This is a genomic window from Streptomyces sp. NPDC041784, from assembly GCF_055591025.1.
The window spans coordinates 326,132-339,994 of the sequence record NZ_JBVJAB010000001.1 but is presented as its reverse complement, the minus strand read 5'-3'; the positions used below and the strand labels follow the sequence as shown (position 1 = coordinate 339,994).

Below are 13,863 nucleotides of genomic sequence, written 5' to 3'. Positions count from 1 at the left end.
GGGCCCGCCGATGTCAGGGATACGGCGGGCCCCTCGCACAGGTGACCGGGTGTTACTCGGCGGCGGCGTCCGCGGTCACGGCCTCCGGCGCGGCCGCCCGCTCACGGGGCGCCAGCCGCTGCTTCACGACGGCGACGGCGATGACGAGCGCCGCGACGAGCAGCGACAGCAGCACGGTCGTGCGTCCGCTGCTCTCGCCCTTGGTGTCGGTCAGCATGTAGCCGAGGACGAACACGATCAGCGCGGCCGTCGCCCAGGTCAGGTACGGGTACAGCCACATCCGCACGACCAGCTTCTCCGGCGCCTCACGCTGGATGATCTTCCGCATGCGCAGCTGCGAGAAGCAGATGACCAGCCAGACGAACAGGGCGACCGCGCCGCTGGAGTTGACCAGGAAGAGGAAGACCGAGTCCGGGAACTTGTAGTTGAAGAACACGGCGACGAATCCGAACACCACCGACGCGACGATCGCCGTCATCGGCACACCGCGGGAGGTGGTGCGGGCGAACGCCTTGGGCGCGTCGCCCCGCTCGCCGAGCGAGAAGGCCATGCGGGAGGCGGTGTAGAGGCCGGAGTTCAGGCAGGACAGCACCGAGGTCAGCACGATGAAGTTCATGATCTGACCGGCGTGCGCGATGCCGAGGGAGTCGAGGGCGGCGACGTAGGAGCCCTGCTCCTTGATGGCGGGGTCGTTCCACGGCAGCAGCGTCACGACGACGAAGATCGAGCCGAGGTAGAAGACGCCGATCCGCCAGATGATGCTGTTGGTGGACTTGGTGACGGCCCGCTGCGGGTCCTCGGACTCGCCGGCCGCCAGGGTCGCGATCTCGCTGCCCATGAAGGAGAAGACGACGAGCAGGACGCCGGTGAGGATGGCGCCCGGCCCGTGGGGCAGGAATCCGCCCTCGCCGGTGAGGTTGGCCAGGCCCGCCTTCTCGCTGTCGACACCCGGCAGCACGCCGAACACGGCCAGTCCGCCGATGACGATGAACGCGCCGATCGCCACGACCTTGATCCCGGCGAACCAGAACTCGAACTCGCCGTAGGAGCCGACGGAGACCAGGTTGGTGGCGGTCAGCACCACCATCACGATGAGCGCCCACGCCCACTGCGGTACGGAGGGGATCCACCCTTCGAGGATCGCGGCACCGGCGGTGGCCTCGACGGCCAGCACGACCACCCAGAAGAACCAGTAGAGCCAGCCGATGGAGAAGCCGGCCCACGGGCCGAGCGCCCGGTCGGCGTGCGCGGAGAAGGAGCCCGAGGTGGGGTTGGCCGCGGACATCTCGCCCAGCATCCGCATCACCAGCACCACGAGCGTGCCGACGAGGGCGTAGGAGAGCAGGATGCCGGGTCCGGCGGTGGCGATACCGGAGCTGGACCCGACGAAGAGTCCGGCACCGATGACACCGCCGATGGCGATCATCGACAGATGGCGGTTCTTGAGACCTGCCTGGAGGCCGGAGCGGGGTTCTCCGGGTTCTTCAGGGCCGCGGTCGGCCTTGGTGAGGGTCGGCTGCGAAGTCATGGGGATGGATTTCCTTTGCGCCGTGTAACAAGTCGGTCCAGTGAAACGGAGGCGAAGGGATTCGTGAACCTCTGAATCCGGATCGTTACTTGAGGTTTCCCTGAGGTTCCATGGTGTTGCCCGGGTTTTTCGAGCCGTCCACCCCGCGCTGCTGCCCCGCAACACCCATGTCACACTCATCCCATGCGCGTGTATCTCGGCTCGGACCATGCCGGCTTCGAACTCAAGAACCACCTCGTCGAATGGCTCAAGGCGGCGGGCCACGACCCGGTCGACTGCGGCCCCCACATCTACGACGCCCAGGACGACTACCCGCCCTTCTGCCTCCGCGCGGCGGAGAAGACGGCCGCGGACCCCGACTCCCTCGGCATCGTGATCGGCGGCTCCGGCAACGGCGAGCAGATCGCGGCGAACAAGGTGAAGGGCGTCCGTGCGGCCCTGGCCTGGAGCGAGGAGACCGCGTCCCTCGGCCGCCAGCACAACAACGCCAACGTCGTCGCCGTCGGCGCCCGGATGCACACCACCGAGGAGGCGACGAAGTTCGTCGAGACCTTCCTGGGCACCCCGTTCTCGGGTGACGAGCGGCACATCCGCCGGATCGACATGCTGGCCGACTACGAGACGACCGGCGACCTCCCGGCGATCCCGGCCCACCACCCGCAGCAGGACTGACCGCTCCCGGCGGGGGCTGGACTCCCGGTGGGGGCCGGCCCCCCGGCGGGGCCCGGAAAGGAACACGCATCGTGCCAGAGGGGCACACGATCCACCGGCTGGCATCGGACTACGCCGACCGCTTCGCCGGTATCGCACCACGCGTGACCAGCCCCCAGGGCAAGTTCTCCGACGCCGCCGCGCTCCTGGACGGCGTCGGACTCACCCGTACCGAGGCCCACGGCAAGCACCTCTTCCTGGGCTTCCGGGACGGCGAGTGGGTCCACATCCACCTCGGCCTCTTCGGCAAGGTCGCCTTCGGCGACGCGCCGGCGCCCCCGCCCACGGACACCGTCCGGCTGCGCCTCGCGGGCGACACCGGGTACGTCGACCTCCGCGGCCCCACCACCTGCGCCCTGATCACGGACGCCGAGAAGCGGGCCGTGCACGCCCGCCTCGGCCCCGACCCGCTGCGCGCCGACGCCGACCCCGCCCAGGCCTACGTCCGTGTCTCCCGCAGCCGGGCGACGATCGCCGCCCTCCTCATGGACCAGAAGATCATCGCCGGCGTCGGCAACGTCTACCGCGCCGAGGTCCTCTTCCGGCACGGCATCGACCCCTACCGCCCCGGCAGGGACGTCACCCCCGCCGAGTGGGACGCGATCTGGCACGACCTCGTCGCCCTCATGCGCGAGGGCGTCCGCAACAACCGCATCGACACGGTCCGCCCGGAGCACACCCCGGAGGCCATGGGCCGCCCGCCCCGGGTCGACGACCACGGCGGCGAGGTGTACGTCTACCGCCGCACGCACCAGCCCTGCCACCTCTGCGGCACCGAGATCCGCACCGCCGACCTCGCCGCCCGCAACCTCTTCTGGTGCCCGACCTGCCAGCGGAACTGACGGCACCCCAACCGGCGCCGCCCCCATTGACGGCACCCCAACCGGCGCCGCCCCCATTGACGGCGCCCTGACCGACGGCGCGCCCTGACCGGCGGCGCCCTAGAAGCCGTGCGGCAGCCAGGGTGCCGTCGGTGCCCCGAACCCCACGGCCGCCTCCGCCAGCGCCCCCGGCCGCAACTCCCGCACCCGACCCGCCGCGGCCAGCGCGGCGAGGCTCACGCCGCCCAGGTACGCCGAGCCCAACTCCCGTACCGACAGGGCGAGATCGGCCGCGTCCGCCGTACGCCCGCAGGCCGCCCCCTTGGTGTCGCCGGTCAGCCGCCAACGGCCCTCGTTCCAGGGGCAGAAGGCGTCCTCGACCTCCAGCACCACATCCACCGGCGCCTGGTAGGTGCGCGCCTCCAGCGCCGCGCCCACCTCCACCAGCCGCACGTGCAGGGAGTCCCGCACCCGCAGCTGACAGCGCCGGATGTCCGACACGAGGTACTGCCACGCCTCGTCCAGCGGCCGCCCCCGCACCTTCAGCGAGGTCGTCAGATCGATCCCGAACAGGAACCGCCACAGCGCCGCCTCCGTCACCGGGTCGGCTCCCGCCAGATCCTGGAGCAGCACCTGACCGTTGTGCCCGGCGTCCGTCCACTCCGGACGGACCCGGAAACGGGCGTACCCGGTGACCTCCCCGTCCCGCTCGGCGACCACGCACTGGAGGGCCGACGCGCCGTCCCGCTCGGTCTCCGCCTCCAGCACCCCGAGCCGCTCCCACCCGGGCCGCCGCGCCAGCATCCCGGCCCGCCCGGCCACCGTCCGCGCGTACACGGCCTCGCACGCGTCCAGCTCCGCGACGGGATCGGCGTACCGCAGTCCTACGTCGTCCACGCCGTCCGGCACGGACAGCCGGACCCGGCTCGTGTCGATCTCGGCGTGCAGCCCGAACGTCGCCGCGCCGTACCCGAACCGCCCGTAGATCATGGGCTCGGAGGCGGTGAGGACGGCCAGCGGCTCGCCCCACGCGCGTACGTCGTCCAGCTGCCGCCGCATCATCGCCGTGAGCAGCCCGCGCCGCCGGTGCGTCTGGCTCACCCCGACCATCGTCACGCCGGCCGCCGGTACGGACGCCCCGCCCGGCACGGTCAGCCGGAAGTCGAACGCCCCGGCGGTGCCCACGACCCGCTCGCCGTCCCACGCGCCGACCGACCGCTCGCAGGGGGTCAGCGTCCGCCACAGCTCCCGTTCGTCGGCCGACTCCGCGACCCCTCCGAAGGCCCGCAGCAGGGTGTCGTACCAGCCGTCCCATTCGTCCTGCCGCAGGATCCGTACCTCGGCCGCGGAAGAGGTCGCCCGCCCCGTCGGCCTTGCCGTCGCCCCCGCCGTCGTCGCACCAGTCGTCATGGATCCATGCCTAGCAGCACATTGCGGGGCGAGCCAGGGAATTTCTCTCTCTCGGCGACGCGAGCGCTTTCCGTGAAGTTCACTGTGAAGTTGAAGCTCGGACGGGGGACAAGTGGGACCTCCCGTGCCAAGCGGCGGGTTGGATGGATAGGGTCCCGAACTAATGGCATCAGGACGACAGCGGCGCGCGGAAGCCGAGACGTCGACGGCCCGGTTGAAGCACTGGATGCACCGGGTCCGCACCGGCGTGCGCAGAAGCGCGGTGGACTACTTCCGCGGCGACGGCTCGGACTGGATCGCGCTGGCCCTGCTGCTGCTCACCGTTCCGCTGATCGCCGCGACCACCCTCGCCAACTCGGTGTGGTGCTCCCCGGCCGCCCTGGTCCTGCCCATCGTCGCCGGCGGTCTGCTGCTGCGCCCGTCGAGCCTGCTCGGGCTCTACGCCGCCGCGGCCACCGCCCTGATCGTGGAGTCGGTCCAGCTGGGCCCCTACACGGAGGGCCCGTCGCGGGTGACACCGGGTGTCGTCCTGGTGGTCGCGGCATGCGGTTTCTTCGGTCTGCTCATCGCCCAGTTCCGCAGCCGGGTCGGCGTGCCCTGGCGGCGCGGCGGCACCATGCTCTTCGACCTGCGCGAGCGGATCCGGGTGCAGAGCAAGCTGCCGAAGTTGCCGACGGGCTGGCACCGCGAGATGGCGCTGCGGCCCGCCGGGGGCCAGTCGTTCTCCGGTGACTTCGTCGTCGCGGCCCGCACCAACGGCGGCCGCACCATGGAGGTCGTCCTCACCGACGTCTCCGGCAAGGGCATGGACGCGGGCTCCCGTGCCCTGCTGCTGTCCGGCGCCTTCGGCGGCCTGCTCGGCTCGCTGCCGCCGCACGCCTTCCTCCCGGCCGCCAACGGCTATCTGCTCCGCCAGGACTGGGACGAGGGCTTCGCGACCTCCATCCACCTCGTCCTGGACCTCGACTCCGGGGACTACGAGCTGTACTCCGCCGGCCACCCGCCGGGCCTCCAGCTCAGCGCGGGCAGCGGCCGCTGGGAGGAGAAGGCGGCCGAGGGCCCGCTGCTCGGTGTGTACGAAGGCGCGCAGTTCGACCCCGTGAAGGGGTCCCTGCGCCCCGGCGACGTGCTGATGCTGTTCACCGACGGCCTGGTGGAGACCTCCGACCGGGACATCGTCGAGGGCATCGACCGGCTCACCGGCGAGGCCGACCGCTATGTCGCCGGCGGCTTCCAGGGCGCCGCCTGGCATCTGATCGAGGCCGTCGCCAAGGACGTCAACGACGACCGCGCCCTGCTGCTGGTCTGCCGCGAGGGCCCGACGGCCCAGACGGCCTCGCTCGTCTGAGAGGCGGGTCCGCATGCTCACCCTGGCCGAGGTGGAGTCCCTCGCCCGCACCGCCCACGCGGGCCAGACCGACAAGGCGGGCCGCCCCTACGCCGAGCACCTCCGGGCGGTCGCCGAGGGCGTACGGTCCCGGGGCGGTGACGACGAGCAGATCGCCGCGGCCTGGCTGCACGACGCCGTCGAGGACGACGCCCTGACCGGCGCGTGGCTGCGCGACGCCGCGCTGAGCGACCGGACGAAGGCGATCGTCCTGGCGGTCACCAAGCGGGCCGGGGAGCCGCCGGAGGCGTACGCGGCCCGGATCCTCGCGACCCCGGGCGCGCTGCTGGTGAAGGAGGCGGACCTGGCGCACAACGCGGACCCGGCCCGCCTCGCCGTCCTCGACGGGCCGACCCGGACGCGGCTGACCGAGAAGTACGCCCGGATGCGCGCACTCCTCGGTCTGTCACCGCAGGACGTTCCGTAGGGTCAGGCGCCGACCTTCTCGCGCTGCCCCTGCTCCTGGCCCTGCTCCTGCTCCTGCTCCTGTCCTTGCTCCCGCTTGCCCGCCCGCTCGCGTTCCCGGGCCAGCTCGGCCGCGTCCCGCTTGAAGGCCCACTCCATCCGGGGCTCCATGGCGAACCGGAAGACCCGCTGGACCGGCCGGGTGCACAGCAGGGTCACGGCGGCGGCCACGGCGACGCTGACGGCGATCTCGCCGAGCGGCCGGTGCAGCCAGGCGTGGTCGAACCAGCCGCGGTAGTCGGCGCCCTTGAGCAGGAAGCCGTGCAGCAGATAGCCGTACAGGGTGCCCGCGCCGAGGGCCGTGCACCACAGGGTGCGGCCCGGGACCCAGGAGAAGAAGCAGGCGGTCAGCACCAGGGAGCAGCCGAACAGCGCGAGCTGCATGACGGGCCCGGCCCACCAGGGCGCGGCCAGTTCCTGCGCGGAGTCGCGGTGGTAGAACCAGGCGCCGTTCATCCGCGGCACCGCCCACCAGGCGAAGGCCAGCGCGAGGGCGAACACCGGCACGGCCGCGATCCGCACCGAGCGGCGGCGCACCAGCCGGAAGTGCTCGGGCCGCAGGCCCAGGCCGAGCACGAAGAACGGCAGGAACTGAAGGACGCGCTGGAGGTCGAGGTCGTCGCCGATGGCCGGGCTGACGGAGGCCAGCGCGGCGATGCCCAGGGCCAGCGGCAGCGGGTGGCGGACGATCTTCCACAGGGGGGTGGTGAGCCGCCAGAGGAACAGCGCGACCAGGAACCAGGTCAGGTAGTAGGGGTCCAGGAGGCTGATCTCCTGGCCGGGGGAGTGGTCGACGTACCGCTTGAAGAGCGAGTAGGCGACCTCGAAGAGGACGTACGGCACGGCGATCCCGGTCACCAGCCGCCTGACCTTGCCGGGGCTCGCGTCGAAGCTGCGGGAGAAGAACCCGGAGACGACGATGAACGCCGGCATGTGGAACGCGTACACGACCATGTAGGCGGCCTGGAGCACCCGGCTGTCGCCCTTTAGGGGCTCCCAGGAGTGGGCCACGGCCACCAGCACGATCGCCAGGTACTTCGCGTTGTCGAAGAACGCGTCACGCTGCTTGGACCGTCTGTCCGGGGACTCGGGGTGCTGATCTTTCTGGCTCTCGGAGGAGCGCGGACTAGGCACGGGAGACGAAGCGGCGTGGAACATTTGAGGCACCCTAGCGTTGTCTGTGGCTATGCGTAAAACAGCCGAGGTCATTCTGGCTATTGGCTGCGGGTGCCCCGAGATTTACGGAAGTTGCTGTCCGTGATGTCGCGATTCATCCACACTAAAAGGTACATAACGGCCTCTGGGGATGGGCTGTTGTCGTACCTGTGCCCACAATTCGAATTCCCTGCGGGCGTGTTGTGTGGAGAGGGAAACGAGCTCCCTCAATTCCCTGTGGGAGTACGGTTTCGAATTGCTGTGCGGGGTACGGGTGCGCGGGAGGCCGTGGCAATGATGTGTCACGGGCCGCATAGGGAGGCCGGGTTGGTGGCACGATGGACTCTGGCGGGGGTGCGCAGCACTGCGTCCCCGGGCCGGGAGTGCGGACCGACCGAGGGTGTGTGATCAGTGTGGCCATTTCACTGTCAGTGGTGCTGCTGTTGGCGATCATCCTGGTGGTGCTGATCCGGGGCGGGAACATCAAGGCGGGCCCCGCCATCGTCGCCATCCTGTTCGGCTTCTTCCTCGCCTCCACGGGCATGGCGCCGTCGATCAACCGCTTCCTCGACTCGCTCGCCGACACGATCAACTCGATCAGCTTCTGATCGGCTCCTGATCGGTCCGATCAGAAGCTGATCAGCTCCGATCGGCTCCTGAGGAACGCCGAAGGCCCGGGCGGAGGAGCTGACCTCCGCCCGGGCCCCGGGCGTGTGGAGCGGGCGACGGGAATCGAACCCGCGTAGCCAGTTTGGAAGACTGGGGCTCTACCATTGAGCTACGCCCGCACAGGTGCGCCGCGCGTCGGGCGACCGCGGCACTGCACGCATCGTAGCGGGTCGGCACCCTCGCCCGCACACCCGTTGCGGCCCGCGCCGCCGCCCGCGCCCTCGCGCCCCCGTGCGCTCCATGAAAGCGGCGGTCAGGCGGCCTGTGGCCATGTACCCTACGTGTCGCACCAGACGGGGTGTGGCGCAGCTTGGTAGCGCGTCCGCTTTGGGAGCGGAAGGCCGTGGGTTCAAATCCCGCCACCCCGACCACCTGCGCGATCACGTTGTGCGCCTGGCCGGTGATCGTCTTTTGGGCGGCCCGGCGGCTGCGGTTACTATGCAAGCTGCGCGCCCGTGTGTCCGTGTCCGGCCTGATAGCCCCACGAACACCTCCGGGCGGCGAATCACCGGACCTGTCAGGCTCCGGCGAACACCAAGATGTCAGCCACAAGGAGACCGAACCGTGAAGAGCGCCGTGGAGACCCTGAACCCGACTCGGGTTCGGCTCAGCATCGAGGTGCCCTTCGAGGAGCTCAAGGACAGCCTCGACGCGGCGTACAAGAAGATCAACCAGCAGGTCACGGTGAAGGGCTTCCGTAAGGGCAAGATCCCGGCGCGCGTCATCGACCAGCGGTTCGGCCGCGGTGCGGTTCTGGAGGAGGCGGTCAACGACGCCCTTCCGAAGTTCTACACCGAGGCGGTCAACGAGGCGGAGATCGACGTCCTCGGCCAGCCCGAGGTCGACATCACCGAGCTGAAGGACGGCGAGACGCTGAACTTCACCGCCGAGGTCGACGTCCGCCCCGCCCTGGAGCTTCCCGAGGACTTCTCCTCCATCGAGGTCGAGGTCGACGCCGTCGAGGTGACCGACGAGGACATCGCGAAGTCCGTCGAGCAGCTCCGTGAGCGCTTCGCCTCCACCTCCCCGGTCGAGCGCGCCGCCGAGGACGGCGACGTCGTGACCGTGGACCTCGAGGCCAAGGTCGAGGGCGAGGTCCTCGAGGACGGCGTCGCCAGCGGCGTCTCCTACACGATCGGCTCCGGCGAGCTGCTGGACGGCATCGACGACGCCGTGAAGGGCCTGGAGGCCGGTGGCGAGGCCACCTTCACCTCCGAGCTGAAGGGCGGCTCGGCGGCCGGCAAGGAGGCCGAGGTCACCGTCAAGGTCACCCAGGTCGCCGCCCGCGAACTGCCCGAGCTGGACGACGAGTTCGCGCAGCTCGCCTCCGAGTTCGACACCCTCGACGAGCTGAAGGCGGACAGCCGCAAGCGCCTCGAGAACATGAAGCAGTACGACCAGGCCACGCAGGCCCAGGAGCGCGTCCTGGAGAAGCTGCTGGAGCTGGTCGAGGTGCCCGTCCCCGAGAAGCTGCTCGAGGACGAGATCAACACCCGCAAGCACAACCTGGAGCACCACCAGCTCGGCCAGATGGGCCTCGACCTCGACAAGTACCTGGAGATCCAGGGCAAGACCGCCGAGGAGTTCGACACCGAGACCCGTGAGGCCGCGGTCAAGGGCATCAAGACCCAGTTCGTCCTCGACGAGCTGGTCAAGCGCGAGAAGCTGAACGTCAACCAGGAGGAGCTCACCGAGCACCTCATGCGCCGTGCCGCCTCCTCGGGCATGTCCCCCGACCAGTTCGCCCAGGCGGTCGTCGAGGGCGGCCAGGTTCCGCTGCTCGTCGGCGAGGTCGCCCGCGGCAAGGCCCTGGCCACGGTCGTCGAGGCCGCCACGGTCAAGGACACCAACGGCGAGGTCATCGACCTGGACGACGAGGAGGAGACGGAGGAGGCCGCCGAGGCCGCCACCGAGACCTCCGAGGCCGCCCCGGAGGCCGACGCGGCCGCCGAGACCGGCGAGGAGAAGAACGAGGCCTGAGCCTCGTCTCCGACGCTTGTGCGACGGGCCCCGGAACCCTGTGTTCCGGGGCCCGTCCCCGTTCCGGCCGCTACGCCCCCGGCGAACACCCAGCTCTCCGGGATTCCCCGAAGGGACCCGCGCGTTAGGGTCCATGAATACGAGGGCAGGGGAGTCCCCGTTGCCCCCGGCAGTACACGTGAGACGGCCCGGCGCCGTCGTAAGACGAGCAGGTGGATACGTGACGAATCTGATGCCCTCCGCCGCCGGCGAGCCTTCCATCGGTGGTGGCCTCGGCGACCAGGTCTACAACCGGCTGCTCAACGAGCGGATCATCTTCCTCGGCCAGCCGGTCGACGACGACATCGCGAACAAGATCACCGCACAGCTGCTGCTCCTTGCCGCCGACCCGGACAAGGACATCTACCTCTACATCAACAGCCCCGGCGGTTCGATCACGGCGGGTATGGCGATCTACGACACCATGCAGTTCATCAAGAACGACGTGGTGACCATCGCCATGGGCCTCGCGGCCTCGATGGGCCAGTTCCTGCTCAGCGCGGGCACCCCCGGCAAGCGCTTCGCGCTGCCGAACGCCGAGATCCTGATCCACCAGCCCTCCGCGGGTCTGGCCGGTTCGGCCTCGGACATCAAGATCCACGCCGAGCGGCTGCTGCACACCAAGAGGCGCATGGCCGAGCTGACCTCGCAGCACACCGGCCAGACGGTCGAGCAGGTCACCCGTGACTCGGACCGCGACCGCTGGTTCGACGCGTTCGAGGCCAAGGAGTACGGCCTCATCGACGACGTCATCCCGACGGCCGCCGGCATGCCGGGCGGCGGCGGCACCGGGGCGGCGTAAGCCACGCACGACGGCAGGGCCGCACAGGTCCCCGAGCGGGGACCCGAGCGACCCCCTCCGGCAGGGCCGCCCACCAGGCAGGGGCCGCAAGCCCCGCAGGGTCCCAAGCCTCCGCAGGGTCGCAAGCCCCGTAGGGCCGTAGGGCTCCGCAGGGCCGTAGGGCTCCGCGAAGGCCGTGCAGCCCCCGCGGGTCGGACCGGTCAGGCAGGGTTGTGAGAGCCCCGCAGGGCCTCGCGGCCCCGGCGGGCTCGCGAAGCCCCGCAGAGGGCGCACCGGCCCGGCGGGCCCGAGCGGCCCGGACGGGATCGCAGCGCCCCCGGACGGGCGTCGCAGCCCCGCAAGGATCGCCACGGCCCGCCCGCCGGACCCCGCGAACCCCGCGAGGCCGCCGCACGGCACCTGCAAGGGCCCGCCAGGCCCCCGCAAGCGCCCCGGAGGCCCCACAGGGCTCACGAGGCCCGGCAGCGGCCACCAGGCCCCGCAGAGGCCGCACGGCCCCCGCGGAGTCTCAGGGCCCCGCAGAGGCCGCGAGGCCCCGGCAGAGGTCTTCGGGCCTCGGGCATCCGGACCTCCGGGACCCGAGGGCCCCGGAAGCCGGCCAAAGCCCCGCAGGGACTCGCAAGGACCCGTCCGGACCCCGCCGTCAAACGCTCCGCCCAGCCCCTCCAGCCACCGCCCCAGCCCCTTTTCCAGGAGACACCGTGAACGACTTCCCCGGCAGCGGCCTCTACGCCCGTACGGAGGCCGAGTACACCGGCCCCCGCGCCGAGTCCCGCTACGTCATCCCGCGCTTCGTCGAGCGCACCTCGCAGGGCATCCGCGAGTACGACCCGTACGCGAAGCTCTTCGAGGAGCGCGTGATCTTCCTCGGCGTGCAGATCGACGACGCCTCCGCCAACGACGTCATGGCACAGCTGCTGTGCCTGGAGTCGATGGACCCCGACCGGGACATCTCGGTCTACATCAACAGCCCCGGCGGCTCCTTCACGGCGCTGACCGCGATCTACGACACGATGCAGTTCGTGAAGCCCGACATCCAGACGGTCTGCATGGGCCAGGCGGCCTCCGCCGCCGCGATCCTGCTCGCCGCCGGTACGCCGGGCAAGCGCATGGCGCTGCCGAACGCGCGCGTGCTGATCCACCAGCCGTACAGTGAGACGGGCCGCGGCCAGGTCTCCGACCTGGAGATCGCCGCCAACGAGATCCTCCGGATGCGCGCGCAGCTGGAGGAGATGCTGGCCAAGCACTCCACCACGCCGATCGAGAAGATCCGCGAGGACATCGAGCGCGACAAGATCCTCACGGCCGAGGACGCGCTCTCGTACGGCCTGATCGACCAGATCATCTCCACCCGCAAGATGAACAACAACTCTCTGCGTTGACGCGCGGGGCACTCTCGTCCGTACCCCTTGGCACGGTGTGACACGGTCCACGTGGAAGTGAACCGTGCCAAGGGGGGCCCGAACGGGGGTCCCGGCAAGGTACCGTCGGAATAAGGCAGCACCAGGAGCCGCTGGACTCGAAAGTGTCCAGGCGTCTCCCAGGCGAAGGGGAAGCACACCGTGGCACGCATCGGTGACGGCGGCGATCTGCTCAAGTGCTCGTTCTGCGGCAAGAGCCAGAAGCAGGTCAAGAAGCTCATCGCAGGGCCCGGTGTGTACATCTGCGACGAGTGCATCGATCTCTGCAACGAGATCATCGAGGAAGAACTCGCGGAGACCAGCGAGGTCCGCTGGGAGGAACTCCCGAAGCCGCGCGAGATCTACGAGTTCCTCGAGGGCTACGTGGTCGGCCAGGAGGCCGCCAAGAAGGCCCTGTCGGTCGCGGTGTACAACCACTACAAGCGCGTCCAGGCCGGCGAGAACGGCGGTGGTCAAAGCCGCGAGGACGCCATCGAGTTGGCGAAGTCCAACATCCTCCTGCTCGGCCCCACGGGCTCGGGCAAGACGCTCCTCGCCCAGACCCTCGCGCGCATGCTGAACGTTCCGTTCGCCATCGCCGACGCCACCGCGCTGACGGAGGCGGGCTATGTGGGCGAGGACGTCGAGAACATCCTGCTGAAGCTGATCCAGGCCGCCGACTACGACGTCAAGAAGGCCGAGACCGGGATCATCTACATCGACGAGATCGACAAGGTCGCCCGCAAGAGCGAGAACCCCTCGATCACGCGTGATGTCTCGGGCGAGGGTGTGCAGCAGGCCCTGCTGAAGATCCTGGAGGGCACCACGGCCTCCGTCCCGCCGCAGGGCGGACGCAAGCACCCGCACCAGGAGTTCATCCAGATCGACACGACGAACGTCCTGTTCATCGTGGGCGGCGCGTTCGCCGGTCTGGAGAAGATCATCGAGACCCGGGCCGGTGCCAAGGGCATCGGCTTCGGCGCGACGATCCGCTCCAAGCGCGAGCTGGAGGCCAAGGACCAGTTCGAGGACGTCATGCCCGAGGACCTGGTCAAGTTCGGCATGATCCCCGAGTTCATCGGCCGCCTCCCGGTCATCACCTCGGTGCACAACCTGGACCGCGAGGCCCTGCTCCAGATCCTCATCGAGCCGCGCAACGCGCTGGTGAAGCAGTACCAGCGCCTCTTCGAACTCGACGGCGTGGAGCTGGACTTCGAGCGCGAGGCCCTGGAGGCCATCGCCGACCAGGCCATCCTCCGCCAGACCGGCGCCCGCGGCCTGCGCGCCATCATGGAGGAGGTCCTGATGTCGGTGATGTACGAGGTCCCGTCCCGCAAGGACGTGGCCCGTGTGGTCATCACCGCCGACGTCGTCCACTCCAACGTCAACCCGACCCTGATCCCGCGCGAGGCCCGCGGCGGCCGCGGCCCGGGCGAGCAGAAGACGGCATAGGCGAGCAGCCCGACACACCGAACGAGACATCGAAGGGGCCCCGG

At 70.2% G+C, this 13,863-nt stretch carries 12 protein-coding genes and 2 tRNA genes; 10 read left to right on the top strand and 4 right to left on the bottom strand.

Features of this window, described 5'->3' with window-relative positions; all coding sequences use genetic code 11:
* Positions 1-52 precede the first annotated feature (52 nt).
* Positions 53-1,528, bottom strand: a complete 1,476-nt coding sequence (locus ACZ6D7_RS01505; protein ID WP_469482165.1) for an amino acid permease — start codon at positions 1,526-1,528, stop codon at positions 53-55.
* A gap of 183 nt (positions 1,529-1,711) precedes the next feature.
* Between ACZ6D7_RS01505 and ACZ6D7_RS01500 the strand changes: the two genes are divergently transcribed.
* On the top strand, positions 1,712-2,200 hold the full coding sequence (locus tag ACZ6D7_RS01500) for a ribose-5-phosphate isomerase (RefSeq protein ID WP_469482163.1): 489 nt from the start codon (positions 1,712-1,714) through the stop codon (positions 2,198-2,200).
* 71 nt (positions 2,201-2,271) lie between these two features.
* Positions 2,272-3,081 carry an Fpg/Nei family DNA glycosylase gene (locus ACZ6D7_RS01495; RefSeq protein WP_469482161.1) on the top strand — a complete coding sequence of 270 codons (810 nt, stop codon included), beginning with the start codon at positions 2,272-2,274 and terminating at the stop codon, positions 3,079-3,081.
* 99 nt (positions 3,082-3,180) lie between these two features.
* Here ACZ6D7_RS01495 and ACZ6D7_RS01490 read toward each other — a convergent pair whose 3' ends face one another.
* A complete protein-coding gene (locus tag ACZ6D7_RS01490) occupies positions 3,181-4,470 on the bottom strand; it encodes a GNAT family N-acetyltransferase (protein ID WP_469482159.1) in 1,290 nt (429 codons plus the stop codon).
* Between the two features lie 163 nt (positions 4,471-4,633).
* Between ACZ6D7_RS01490 and ACZ6D7_RS01485 the strand changes: the two genes are divergently transcribed.
* Entirely contained in the window at positions 4,634-5,818 is a 1,185-nt protein-coding gene (locus ACZ6D7_RS01485) for a SpoIIE family protein phosphatase (RefSeq protein ID WP_469482157.1), read from the top strand.
* Positions 5,819-5,831: 13 nt separating this feature from the next.
* On the top strand, positions 5,832-6,284 hold the full coding sequence (locus tag ACZ6D7_RS01480; RefSeq protein WP_469482155.1) for an HD domain-containing protein: 453 nt from the start codon (positions 5,832-5,834) through the stop codon (positions 6,282-6,284).
* Between the two features lie 2 nt (positions 6,285-6,286).
* Here the strand turns inward: ACZ6D7_RS01480 and ACZ6D7_RS01475 are convergent, their stop codons facing one another.
* Positions 6,287-7,480, bottom strand: a complete 1,194-nt coding sequence (locus tag ACZ6D7_RS01475) for an acyltransferase family protein (protein WP_469482154.1) — start codon at positions 7,478-7,480, stop codon at positions 6,287-6,289.
* Between the two features lie 410 nt (positions 7,481-7,890).
* Between ACZ6D7_RS01475 and ACZ6D7_RS01470 the strand changes: the two genes are divergently transcribed.
* Positions 7,891-8,085, top strand: a complete 195-nt coding sequence (locus tag ACZ6D7_RS01470) for a hypothetical protein (RefSeq protein WP_469482152.1) — start codon at positions 7,891-7,893, stop codon at positions 8,083-8,085.
* A 106-nt stretch (positions 8,086-8,191) separates the two neighbouring features.
* On the opposite strand, the gene ACZ6D7_RS01465 is transcribed toward ACZ6D7_RS01470, so the two are convergent.
* Positions 8,192-8,265 (bottom strand) — tRNA-Gly (locus tag ACZ6D7_RS01465).
* A gap of 175 nt (positions 8,266-8,440) precedes the next feature.
* Here ACZ6D7_RS01465 and ACZ6D7_RS01460 point away from each other — a divergent pair.
* The 5 genes from ACZ6D7_RS01460 to clpX all read left to right on the top strand — a co-directional run bounded on the left by ACZ6D7_RS01460 (position 8,441) and on the right by clpX (position 13,819).
* Positions 8,441-8,517: transfer RNA gene (locus ACZ6D7_RS01460), tRNA-Pro, on the top strand.
* Positions 8,518-8,710: 193 nt separating this feature from the next.
* Positions 8,711-10,126, top strand: coding sequence for a trigger factor (gene tig, locus ACZ6D7_RS01455; RefSeq protein WP_469482150.1), 1,416 nt, complete (start codon positions 8,711-8,713; stop codon positions 10,124-10,126).
* Positions 10,127-10,358: 232 nt separating this feature from the next.
* A complete protein-coding gene (locus tag ACZ6D7_RS01450) occupies positions 10,359-10,967 on the top strand; it encodes an ATP-dependent Clp protease proteolytic subunit (protein ID WP_469482984.1) in 609 nt (202 codons plus the stop codon).
* A 701-nt stretch (positions 10,968-11,668) separates the two neighbouring features.
* Positions 11,669-12,349 carry an ATP-dependent Clp protease proteolytic subunit gene (locus tag ACZ6D7_RS01445; protein WP_175524988.1) on the top strand — a complete coding sequence of 227 codons (681 nt, stop codon included), beginning with the start codon at positions 11,669-11,671 and terminating at the stop codon, positions 12,347-12,349.
* 180 nt (positions 12,350-12,529) lie between these two features.
* Positions 12,530-13,819 carry an ATP-dependent Clp protease ATP-binding subunit ClpX gene (clpX, locus tag ACZ6D7_RS01440; protein WP_469482147.1) on the top strand — a complete coding sequence of 430 codons (1,290 nt, stop codon included), beginning with the start codon at positions 12,530-12,532 and terminating at the stop codon, positions 13,817-13,819.
* The last annotated feature ends 44 nt before the right edge of the window (positions 13,820-13,863 follow it).